Raw genomic sequence first — 12,167 nt, 5'->3', positions numbered from 1 at the left:
CCATTATGTCGATTGCTCTAGTCGAGGTCGTCATTGTTGCGATATTTTCTTTTATTTTAGGTACCTACCTAACCCGAAATTTGAAAAAACTTACCGATGCAGCGCAGGAAGTTAGACAAAAAGGTCCTGGTTACCAGTTAGACGTTAGTAACAAAGACGAGTTAAGTGAAGTTGCCAACGCCTTCAACAGCATGTCTCAATCGCTTCAAACAAACTATAAAGAAATTAAATTCGCACGCCAAGAAGCCGAACAAGCCAATGAATCGAAAAGCCGTTTCCTAGCCTCAATGTCACATGAAATTCGTACCCCAATGAACGGCATATTGGGTATTTTGTCTCTATTACAAGAAACAAGATTGAGTAAGGAACAAAACCACCTAATCAACACCGCGACAGATTCAGGTGAGTTACTTCTCTCCATCATTAACGACATCCTAGATTTTTCGAGAATGGAAGCGAATACTTTAATCCTTGAACGAAAAAGATTCTCTATTTCAGATTGCATCAACGGCACGATTGAAAGCTTCGCTGCTAGTGTCGCGCATAAAAACCTGAACCTAGTTGCAACATACCACAACACCCTACCGACAGCCGTTATCGGTGATGTACATCGCTTTAAACAAATCCTATTAAATTTGGTAGGTAACGCTATCAAGTTCACCTCAGAAGGCACGATAGAAGTCATTGTTTCATCAGTAACGCTACCGGATCAAAAAGTGGAGCTAAGATGCAAAGTCGTAGATACAGGGATTGGAATTGAACCAACGGCAATGAGCTATCTATTTGATGAGTTCACTATGGTCGATCAAGGTTACTCACGTAGCAGAGATGGTTCAGGTTTAGGCTTGGCGATCTGTAAACGACTTGCAGCGTTAATGGACGGTCAAATATCGGTATCGAGCGAGCAAGGTCGTGGAAGCACTTTCTCTTTTAATGTCGTACTCGACATCACCAATGAAACCATCGAAGAAGTGAATCCAAAAATGCTCACTAAGCCTTCTCCGATCAGTGATTTCATAAAAAGTAGTCGAGTTTTAGTTGCTGAAGACAACAAAGCAAACCAGCTTGTTGTCATCAATATGTTCAAAAACATCGGAATGGAGATAGATATCGCACAAAATGGTCAGCAAGCAGTTGATATGCACCAAGATAATGACTACAACTTAATATTCATGGATATATCAATGCCGAAAAAAGATGGTATAGAAGCATGTCAGGAAATACGACAATTTAACGACAACGATAAAGCTTCTGTTCCGATTGTTGCCCTCACGGCACACGCATTGACCGGTGATAAAGAAAAGTTCATTGATGCAGGTATGACAGATTACCTATCTAAGCCAATGAGGTTATCGCAACTTGTGTCTATGCTAAACAAACACATCAACGCAAATGACAAGGATGAGTCAGCAATGAATCAGATTCAAGAATCTCAACAACCCTCTTCAACTTCAGAGAACAACACAGGTTCTGAGACGACTCAAGAAAATTCAGGTGTGGCCAATCAAGCTACAGAATTAGCGAGTTTGGCGCATCTGGTTGATGAGCAAATCTTGCAACAAATGATTGAAGACACGAGCGCGGAAGTTATTCCAATCCTGATCGGTCATTACGTAGAAGAGACAGAAAAACGCTTAAGCAACATATCGAATGCCATTGCTACTCACAACGCTGAAACTCTCGAATTCGAAGCTCATACTCTTGGAAGCTCAGCATTGGCTTTAGGTAATCGCTCTCTATCAGCACTTGCGAGAAAAGTAGAAAAGCTGTGCCAACAAGGTAATTCAGAGCAAGCCTTTGTCGATGTTGAAGAGCTACATTCTCTTGCTGATTCTTCCATTAAAGCCATCTTGGCAAGGAAAGATATTGGGTTTGAGTCTAAAGTGTAATTAGGAAACCGTCATTTATAAAAAATGACGGTAATTCAGAACCTTATAACTCTTATTACTTATTGAAGGTTTACTCCAAAAGATACAAATAAAAACATGCGATAGCCACCACTAAGCACTATTGGGCGTTGATGCACTAGACCCCTTATGCTATTTGTTGTTCATCTCATGATTTCAAAAGGAATTGTACATGCGACCAAAAGTATTACTTGTTGAAGACTCAACTTCGCTCGCGATTCTATATAAGCAGTATGTGAAAGATGAGCCCTACGATATTTTCCATGTTGAAACAGGAAAAGAGGCTCAAACTTTCATCGAAAGACATGCTCCTCAACTGGTTATATTGGATCTCAAATTACCCGATATGTCTGGTGAAGCCGTTCTTGATTGGATCACGGAAAATGAATTCCCTACAGCCGTCGTTATTGCGACCGCTCATGGTTCAGTTGATATTGCCGTTGATCTTATTCAACGAGGCGCCGAAGATTTTTTAGAGAAACCAATTCAAGCCGACAGGCTAAAAACATCAGTTCGCCTTCACTTAAAGCGAGCTAAGTTAGAACATTTAGTCGACAATATTCAATCCAAATTCGACCGTAAACACTTCCATAATTTCATTGGTTCTTGCCTACCAATGCAGGCAGTTTACAAAATTATCGATTCTGTAGCCCCTACGACTGCAAGTGTATTTATCAATGGTGAAAGTGGTACTGGTAAAGAAGTCTGTGCTGAAGCTATCCACCAAGAAAGCCAACGTCGAGATAAGCCTTTTGTTGCCATAAACTGCGGGGCGATCCCACGGGACTTAATGGAAAGTGAGATTTTTGGTCACGTAAAAGGCGCATTTACCGGCGCAACTACTGACCGAAAAGGTGCGGCAATGCAGGCGCATGGGGGCACATTATTCCTCGACGAACTCTGTGAAATGGAACTTGAAATGCAGAAGAAGTTGCTGCGTTTTCTACAAACAGGCACCTTTACCCCCCTTGGTGGCAACCGTGAAATCAAAGTCGATGTACGAATCATCTGTGCGACGAACCGCGACCCGTTAGAAGAAGTGGAACAAGGCCGTTTCAGAGAAGATCTCTACTATCGTGTTCATGTCGTGCCAATTGAAATGCCACCACTTCGCGATCGTGGAGGTGACATTGTCACGCTAGCTTCGCACTTTTTAAAGACTTACGCTAAACAAGATAAAAAACGCTTCACCTCTATTGATAAAGAAACGCAAACGATACTCAAACATTACCCTTGGCCAGGTAATGTGCGCCAACTACAAAATATTATCCGTAATATCGTAGTATTGAATAACGAAACGAGTGTCACGAAAAGTATGTTGCCACCGCCTATCAATAAACAGAAAGCATCGAACCCTTCTGTTGGAAGCGCGTCAGCCAAAGCCGCAGTTACGGCGTCAACCGGGGGCTCAAGTACAAACCAGCCCCAGAAACAAGAGCCAGTATCAACTTACCCGACTCCTGAATTACAGGAAGCCTCCGAACCTTCTTCTTTAGAAGTTCAACCGGTTGAAAGCTCGCAAGAAACAGAGTCGCCTGTAAATAGTGGCTCTTCAAGTGGCCTAGGGTTTACAAGCGCAGATGGCACGTTAAGACCGATGTGGCAAATAGAAAGAGAGGCGATACAAAACGCAATTAATCACTGTGATGGAAATGTGCTTAATGCTGCAGTGTTATTAGAGCTCAGCCCTTCAACGGTTTATCGTAAGAAGCAAGCCTGGGAAGCAGAAGATGAGTGCAGCCAAGCCTAGCCTCGAAAACTCTAAAGAAATTTGGCTGTTACTCGACAGCCAAATTTTTGGTGGTATAGAAACTCATGTATTAGAACTTGCAGAAGGTCTACGTGAGCAGTGTTTTAGTGTTCGAGTCGTGCTCTTAACTCAATATCACCCAGTTCCCGCCATTATTGATAAACTAGAAAAAAACGAACTGTGCTACAGCTACTTAAGTGATTTACACGCCGAAGAAAATCCAAAACTAAACACGTCTTTATCTCCCTATCAGCTATTACTACTCGCGGCAAAAGAACACTGCCCTAGACTAATTCACGCTCACGGTTATAAAGCGAGCTTGATAAGTAAACTCGCTAAAATACGAGGTCATCTACCCTCAACACGTCAAGTATCTACTTATCATGCAGGTGAAACACCTAAGGGGCGAGTATGGCTTTATGACTTTATTGATCGTTATTCAAGCTTTGCATCAAACCATTCTTTGGCGGTTAGCGATAAGATTCGCAAAAAACTGCCTTCTCGCTCTACGTTATTGAATAACTTTATCTCTGTACCCAACGTCCAACCAAGTATCGAATCAAACCACTTTGCGTTTGTTGGTCGACTTAGCAATGAAAAAGGGCCTGATCGCTTTATTAAACTTGCCGATTCATTCCCTCGACTTACATTCGATATTTATGGCGACGGGCCTGACTCCGATAAATTAAAACAGCAGTCTCACCAACAAGCTAATGTCATACTCCACGGCCACCAGCAAAATATGGCTGAAATATGGAAAAATGTAAGTGTACTGATCATTACTTCTCGTTTTGAAGGGCTGCCAATGGCTGCGCTAGAAGCTATGGGGCGCGGAATTCCGGTTATCGCCCTGTCGGTTGGTAACCTCCCAGCCTTAATCAGCAACAAACAAAATGGCTTCATTGTTGACTCACCAAACGAATTGCCAGAATGCATTAATCAATGGCTTGAAATGGATGAAGAACAACAAAGAAAAATACGCTCTAATGCCCGTGAAACTATAAAAACACATTACTCATCACAAGCTGTGATCCCTCAAGTTTTGACGTGCTATTTCTCTTAGAACCTTCCGTTTATCACTCACTTTAATTCCTAAATCTTACTCATTAACCTCGCTTCACCAAAACGCTTAACTTTTGCGAAAGCCCCATACTTATGGGCACTCTATTCGCATTATGAGAGTCACTTTAGTCGTGCTGTTTCTACTCTAATATGAGAAAAACGCCCTTCATAACGCCTGTCAAATTGAGAAACAAAAAGAACAACCATATAACCCTTTGAAAATTAACAATATACTTATTTGGCACAATCTGTGAAGTGTACTTCTACAACCCCAGGCTAGGAGTACTCAATATGGCTGCAATGACAATTCATAATTTTAAGTACTGGTTAAAGAATCACTCGAACTCTCGTGTAAGAAATGTGTTCTTTTTACTAAAGAGAATCCGTTGCTTGGAACTCCCAACTCCCAAGCTATTCAATAAAAGTCTTTATGTTCTTCACAACACCGTCGTCAATTTATTGGGTGCTGTGACCCGGGTATTCTTTTATACGCCTGCGTTCAAAGGTCGGTTGGCAAGCTGCGGAAAACAACTTTACCTTTATGGTGGATTACCCTTTGTCAGTGGTCCGCTGATTACACACATTGGTGATAATTGTCGGATCTCTGGTCACACCACATTTTCAGGTTGCTCAATGGTTCAAAACCCAACATTGTCCGTTGGGAATAACGTCGATATTAATTGGCAAACCACAATAGCGGTTGGTACTAAAGTAATACTGGAAGACAACGTACGTATCGCCGGGGGCGGATTCCTATTTGGGTACTCAGGGCACCCATTAGATGCCAAGCGACGTGCACAAGGTGAAGGGGACGACCCTTCTCAGATTGGCGAAATCATTCTCAAACAAGATGTATGGCTAGGGACTAATGTGACCGTAAAAGGTGGAGTGGTAATAGGCGAAGGAACCGTTGTTGCTGCAGGTAGCGTAGTGACTAAGTCTCTGCCTCCATTCTCTATAGCGGCAGGTAACCCAGCAAAAGTCGTTGGACAAATTCCGGGACCGCAGTCATCTGACAATGAAACAGAATCCGAAAAGCAACAAGGAGGCAGCCATGCGTGATCTTATTGTATTCGGTGAAGACTTCGGTGGTCTGCCTTCTTCGACACAACACTTAGTTCGTCACTTATCACGAACTCATAAAGTTTTGTGGATTAACTCTATTGGCCTGCGACAACCACAGGTTTGCACAAAGGATATACTCCGAGCTTTCAACAAGCTACTTGGGCAAAGCCATACGCAATCTCAAAATATGATGCAGCTATCGAGTGAATTTAATATCACTATCGCAAACCTACGTACAATCCCCGCCCCTAAGTCAGCGATTGCACGTCAACTCGCAAAGAACATGTTACTGAGCCAGCTGCGTCCTTTAATGACAAAGCTCAATATGAAGAATCCTATTTTATGGACATCATTACCAACGGCTGCAGACCTTTGCGGAGAACTTGGTGAATCAGCTGTCGTCTACTACTGTGGTGACGATTTTGAAGCTCTCGCGGGTGTCGACCATAAGACGGTTAGAGAGCACGAGAAACGCTTGGTCAACAAAGCCAACTTGGTTTTTGCTGTAAGCGATAAGCTAATGAAGAAATTCCCGCGCTGTAAAACACAACTGCTTCCGCATGGTGTTGATGTTGAACTATTTTCAACGCCAGCACCTCGTGCATCCGATTTACCAAGCCCCCATAGACCGATAGCTGGCTTCTACGGTAGTTTATCCAAATGGCTCAATTACCCATTAATCGACCAGGTTTCAGCTCAGCTTCCTGAATGGGATTTCGTATTCATCGGCCCAAATGAGTTGAACACACTCGAGTTACCTTCTCGATCTAACGTTCATTACCTTGGCCCTAAAGCGCATAGCGAATTACCTCAGTACTCACAACACTGGGACGTAAGTCTTTTACCGTTCGTAGACAATGACCAAATTCAAGCTTGTAGCCCTTTAAAACTCCTTGAGTATTTGGCCGCAGGCTCACAAATCATCGCAACCCCTTTTCCTGCGCTTAAGCCCTATGCGCATCATATTGATATTGTGAATACAGCTCAGGATATGGTGGAAGCATTACGTAGCGTTCAAACCAAGCAACCTCTACCTAGAGATATCGTTACCGAAGAAAGCTGGGAGAAACGTAGCCAATTCGTCGGCTGGATGCTGGAGTTACTATGAACCAATTGAAAATAAGGTTACTGGTTATTTTAGGTGGTATGTGGCGCCAACGTTACGTCATATTAATGCCAATACTTATTCTTCCATTTATTGGGCTTGGCATCAGTAAATTAGCGCCCCTAAAATATGAAGCCCATACAAGTATGCTGATTCAAGAAACAGCAAAAATGAATCCATTTCTTGAAGACATTGCCGTTTCTACCATGCTAAAAGACCGAATCAATGCACTGCGAACTCTACTGCACAGTCGTCATGTACTGTATTCAGTAGCAGAAGAACTTCAACTCACTAATGAAGAAATGAGTAATGTAGAAAAAGATCGAATCATTGCCCATTTATCTGAGCGCCTTACGGTAACTCAGCTTGGTAAAGATTTCTTAAAGATAAGCCTAACCTCGGGGAGTCCTCAGGGTATGAAAGAATTGCTACGCTCTGTTAGCGAACATTTCATTGAACAGCTATTGGCTCCAGAACGATCTTCCATTCAAGATTCTAGCGACTTTCTTGCGATTCATATTAAAAAGAGAAGAACCGATCTAGATATGGCAGAAGAAGCATTGGCAACTTACAAAAATGCCAATGTACATTCTACCCCCGAGATCCAAAGCCAAAGCTTGAATCGTCTAGCATCACTCAAACAAAACCTAGCCGAAAAAGAAGCAGAATTAGCCGGAGTAAAGAAAAGTTTAGGTTCTATCGACCAACAACTCTCTAAAACCAACCCCGTTATCGGTAAGTTAGAGGATCAGATAATCGAAATCAGAAGTGATTTAACGCTTCTTAATGCAAAATACACCAGTCAGCACAGCGCAGTACAAGCGAAAGTTCGAGAGTTAGAACGTTTAGAAAATGAAAGAACCAGCTTACTCAAGGTCAAACAGCCGAGCCTTAATAGCGATCAATTATGGGATATTGCAAGTAGTAATACATTAACCAAACTTTCAGATGTTCAGCCTTTGTTGGTCACTCAACTGCACAGCTTGCAACTCGTACGCTCTCGTTATGAATCACTCAGTGAGGAAACGAAAAGCCTAAAAACCATGATTTTCGAGCTTGAGAACAAGGCCAATAAATTCGGTGAAAACGCCAAAGATATGTATCGCCTACTGAAAGATGTGCAAATAAAACGCAAGCTCTATGATGAACTGATGGAACGATACGAAATGGCTCAACTAACAGGTTCACTCGGTGTGTTTGAGCAAAACAAACGAGTCAAAATTATTGACCTTCCTTTCACACCGAGTACACCAACCAACCTTCCAGCCTTCATATTTGCAATCGCTGGAATAATCGGAGGTTTAGCATTGGGTAGTGGTTTAGCGATTATTATTGAGCTCTTCGACACAACGATTAAACGCCGTGATGAACTTGAATCAATTCTAGAAGCCCCAGTTTTAACCATTATCCCGAAATTAAATTAGCTCTGCGTATTCCAACACCCCCCTCATTAAATGCCTCTAGATTAGAGGCATTGTTCATATTGCTGCCCTGACTACTCTCATTTTTACTAATTTGAATATCTCTTCTCCTTATTTGATTTTCAAATAGGAAAAATCAACATAAAACCACCACACCAACTCATAATACATTGTTAATTAAAGGCTTTTAAGTTGGCACATGATATGCAAACAGAGTAATCAGAGAAACGTAATTAGTGAGTCAAGTAAGAAGGAATCTTCAATATGAACGAAAATAAAAATGCAAAAACGGTCATACATGTTGTCCAACACCTAGCACCCGGTGGCTTAGAGATTCTTGCACTAGACTTTCTTAAATTTACGCATGCTCCTGATCGCGCCATCATTGTTAGCCTAGAAGGAAGCAATGAAACTTCGATCGCGAATTGGCCAAAACTGGAAGAGTATCGCGACAATATATTGTTCCTAAATAAACACCCTGGCGTGCAATTGAGTATCGTGACTGATCTCATAAGCTTGTTTAATGACATCCAACCTGACGTTGTTCACACTCACCATATTGGTCCTTTATTGTATGCCGGGGTCGCAGCTCGACTTGCAGGCGTTCCTAAACGTATCCATACAGAGCATGACGCTTGGCACCTCAATAACAGTAAACATCGCAGAATTGAAAATTGGGCACTAAAAGCGGCACAACCTACATTAGTCGCCGATGCAACACGAGTCTACGATCAACTCCAGTCTATGTTTTCTTACCGAAACATAGTTACTATCAAAAACGGCATCGACTGCGAGAAGTTCAAGCCCGGCAACAAGCTAGTCTCTCGCTTAATCTTCGAACTTCCACATGATAAAACCATTATTGGTTGTGCCGGAAGACTTGAAGAAGTCAAAGGGCAAGATCAGCTTATCAAAGCATTGGCAATGCTCCCTTCTAATATCGTGGTTGCATTCGCAGGAGACGGCCGCGAAAAAGATCGCTTAAAACTGCTCGTTGAACAGCTGGGCTTAGAGAATCGCGTGTACTTCCTTGGATTGATTGATGACATGGCATGCTTCTACCAATCACTCGACCTATTCTGCCTTCCTTCTCGTCATGAAGGGCTACCACTTTCAACATTAGAAGCACAAGCGTGTAATGTGCCGACCATCGCGACCAACGTAGGTGCGGTAAGTGAAACGCTTTGTCCAACAACAAGTTACTTAACACAAAGCAATAATATCGTTGCACTGGCTCACGATATACTAAGTAGCTATATGGGAATGCATGACACCAAATTGTCCGCTAATTCGCCTCGCAATTTCGTGCTGGAAAACTTTAACGTTCGAAGCATGGTGAAGTCTTATGACCAGCTAGCTAACGAGGTGTACGCATGATTGATGTCATCTTCATCGCACTGTGTTTAGCTAGCGCGGCACTCATCGTATATCATCACATTGGCTACCCTTTGATATTGCGATGGTACTCGACAAGTCACCCTGTCGACTTAATAAAAGATGTAGAGCGCGGGTATCGTGTTGACGCTCGTGATAGCTTCTTGCCAACGGTGACAGTTCTTGTCCCCGCCTTTAATGAAGAACAGTACATCGCAGATAAAATCCGCAATCTAGCGGCGTTGGATTACCCTAGTAATAAACTTAGAATCATCATTGCTTGTGATGGGTGCAGTGACCAAACCGTCGACGTCGCACAAATGACGATTCAAGAAGCCATTTGTTCTGACATTCATTTCGAAGTCCATGACTTTAAAGAAAACCGTGGGAAAGTTGCCGTTGTAAACGCCGAATTAGCGGAGATCGAAAGTGACATTACCGCACTGAGTGACGTATCAGCCTTAATTTCTTTAGACTCACTACTGATTGCAAGCGCGCATTTTTCRGACCCTCAAGTAGGAGTCGTCAATGCGACGTACTGCTTGTGCCCTTCAGAAAATCAAGGAGAAAGTAGTTACTGGGCATACCAAACCGCACAAAAGCAACGTGAAGCCACTTTCGGTTCTAGCCTAGGATCACATGGCGCATTCTATCTATTTCGCACAGTACTGTTTGAGACGTTGCCATCCAATACAATCAATGATGACTTCATACTACCGATGCAAATCGTTATGAAAGGCTATCGAGCTGACTACGACACAAATATGGTTGCATTAGAAATGGAGCAAACTACCGCTAATGACGACTTCAAACGCCGACTTCGTATCTCTGCAGGTAATATGCAACAAGCTATCGCCCTATTTAGTTTATTTAACCCTAAGTTTCGTGGCGTGGCGTTTGCTTTTTTCTCAGGTAAAGGGCTGCGCCTACTCACCCCATACCTGATGATTGCTTGCCTGTTTTCATCGTTCATGTTGAAAAGCTACCCAATATTTGAAGCGTTACTCTGGGTACAGATTAGCGTTTATAGCCTAGGTATCGTTGCTCAATGGTTACCCAAGGCTCTCTCATTCAAACCTCTAACCTTAGTGTCTTATCTAGTCATTGGGCACTACGCAAACTTTATTGGCGGGCTGCGTTACCTGCTTGGATTTGAACAATCACACTGGACACGAGTTAATCGTTAAGGAATGACTATGTTGAATACTCACTTATACCAAGACAATATCTCTCGAGCGAAGCGTACTTTTGATGTTACTGGATCATTCATCATCCTTGTTGTTTTTGCTCCCCTATTTCCGTTAATAGCATTAGCGATTGCCATGAGTTCAAGAGGCCCTATTTTTTACCGCCAATTGCGTGTTGGAAAGTCTACACCAGAGAAGATGGATCTCTTTGAGATAATGAAGTTTCGTAGCATGTATCAGGATGCAGAAGCGCGTTCAGGTGCCGTTTGGGCAACAGAGGATGACCCACGAATCACACCTGTTGGTAAGTTTTTACGTAAAACCAGACTAGATGAACTTCCACAACTGTTTAACGTTTTAAAAGGTGATATGTCTTTAATCGGACCGCGTCCAGAACGTCCAACCTTTTACAAAAAACTTGAAACGGAAATCCCATACTTTGCTGATAGAACTTATGGGGTTCTACCGGGGATTACAGGGCTTGCGCAAGTCAACCAAGGCTACGATACATGTATTGATGATGTTAGAAGAAAAGTGGGCTTCGACCACAGTTACGCGCTTAGCCTTTGCTCTATTAAATCTTGGATAACGACAGATCTTGGCATTATCACTAAAACCATAATTGTTATGGTGGATGGTAGAGGAAGATAACCGCTTATCGATAGTTTGTGCGAACCAAGCTACAGATATTCAGCAACATAGAGAAATGTAACTGCCGTTTTATTGCATAAAAAAAGCCGCCTCACAGGGCGGCAAAACTACAAAGGAGATGTATCCATTACAAATAACCTCAATAGGAGTAATCATGATTTATTAGCACAAAACAAACATACAGCACGCTGTACTATAGGGTTGTTATATTAGCAAAGAAGTGTGACTCAAATCTCCTAAATCGCGTTTTTGAGGAACATAGCATTTACTTGATAAAGAAAAGTCCAACTTCTACAGTTAATTAATGATTTAACTATCAGTAATATTTATCAACCAATGCAATGTTGCAAGGTCATGATATGTCCACTTACCGTATATTTATTCTTACTATCACATTGAGCCTTGCTACTTTGGTTCAGGCGACTCCTGATGTTGATATTAGTGGTTTTGCAACTCTGGGCGGTATGTATAAAGACAATGATGATCTCGGCTTTAGTCGTAATTTTACGATCGAAGGTGAAAAAGAACACTTTTCCGTCACTGGAGATAGCCTTGTTGGTTTACAGATCAATGCAACTTTGAATGAAAGTTGGGAAGCGGTCGTTCAAGGTATTTACCAAGATAAAGCCAGTAATAACATTGAAG

Annotated in this window: 8 protein-coding genes and 3 pseudogenes; all 11 read left to right on the top strand. The window is 42.3% G+C overall.

Features of this window, described 5'->3' with window-relative positions:
* On the top strand, positions 1-1,889 hold a 1,889-nt coding region (locus tag L4C33_RS14720; RefSeq protein ID WP_428813174.1), incomplete at its 5' end, for an ATP-binding protein.
* A gap of 190 nt (positions 1,890-2,079) precedes the next feature.
* Positions 2,080-3,256, top strand: a pseudogene (locus L4C33_RS14715) (sigma-54-dependent transcriptional regulator); the annotation flags it as partial.
* Between the two features lie 233 nt (positions 3,257-3,489).
* Positions 3,490-3,657: pseudogene (locus L4C33_RS14710) on the top strand (helix-turn-helix domain-containing protein); the annotation flags it as partial.
* Positions 3,638-4,720: a glycosyltransferase family 4 protein gene (locus L4C33_RS14705; RefSeq protein ID WP_428813173.1), complete on the top strand. Its 1,083-nt coding sequence runs from the start codon at positions 3,638-3,640 to the stop codon at positions 4,718-4,720. The pseudogene L4C33_RS14710 and the gene L4C33_RS14705, both read left to right, overlap by 20 nt.
* Before the next feature lie 290 nt (positions 4,721-5,010).
* A complete protein-coding gene (locus tag L4C33_RS14700; RefSeq protein ID WP_428813172.1) occupies positions 5,011-5,781 on the top strand; it encodes an acyltransferase in 771 nt (256 codons plus the stop codon).
* Positions 5,774-6,892, top strand: a complete 1,119-nt coding sequence (locus tag L4C33_RS14695; RefSeq protein ID WP_428813171.1) for a glycosyltransferase — start codon at positions 5,774-5,776, stop codon at positions 6,890-6,892. Before L4C33_RS14700 ends, L4C33_RS14695 begins: the two co-directional genes overlap by 8 nt.
* Positions 6,889-8,313, top strand: coding sequence for a GumC family protein (locus tag L4C33_RS14690; protein ID WP_428813170.1), 1,425 nt, complete (start codon positions 6,889-6,891; stop codon positions 8,311-8,313). The genes L4C33_RS14695 and L4C33_RS14690 overlap by 4 nt, the downstream gene beginning before the upstream one ends.
* A gap of 261 nt (positions 8,314-8,574) precedes the next feature.
* Positions 8,575-9,687, top strand: a complete 1,113-nt coding sequence (locus L4C33_RS14685) for a glycosyltransferase (protein WP_428813169.1) — start codon at positions 8,575-8,577, stop codon at positions 9,685-9,687.
* Positions 9,684-10,871: a glycosyltransferase family 2 protein gene (locus L4C33_RS14680; protein WP_428813168.1), complete on the top strand. Its 1,188-nt coding sequence runs from the start codon at positions 9,684-9,686 to the stop codon at positions 10,869-10,871. Before L4C33_RS14685 ends, L4C33_RS14680 begins: the two co-directional genes overlap by 4 nt.
* Before the next feature lie 9 nt (positions 10,872-10,880).
* Positions 10,881-11,522 (top strand): sugar transferase, encoded by a 642-nt coding sequence (locus L4C33_RS14675; protein WP_428813167.1) that lies wholly within the window; start codon positions 10,881-10,883, stop codon positions 11,520-11,522.
* A gap of 359 nt (positions 11,523-11,881) precedes the next feature.
* Positions 11,882-12,167, top strand: a pseudogene (locus tag L4C33_RS14670) (hypothetical protein); the annotation flags it as partial.

This window comes from Vibrio makurazakiensis (assembly GCF_050337375.1).
Lineage (GTDB): Bacteria > Pseudomonadota > Gammaproteobacteria > Enterobacterales > Vibrionaceae > Vibrio > Vibrio makurazakiensis.
This window is presented reverse-complemented; position numbering and strand designations above follow the sequence as displayed.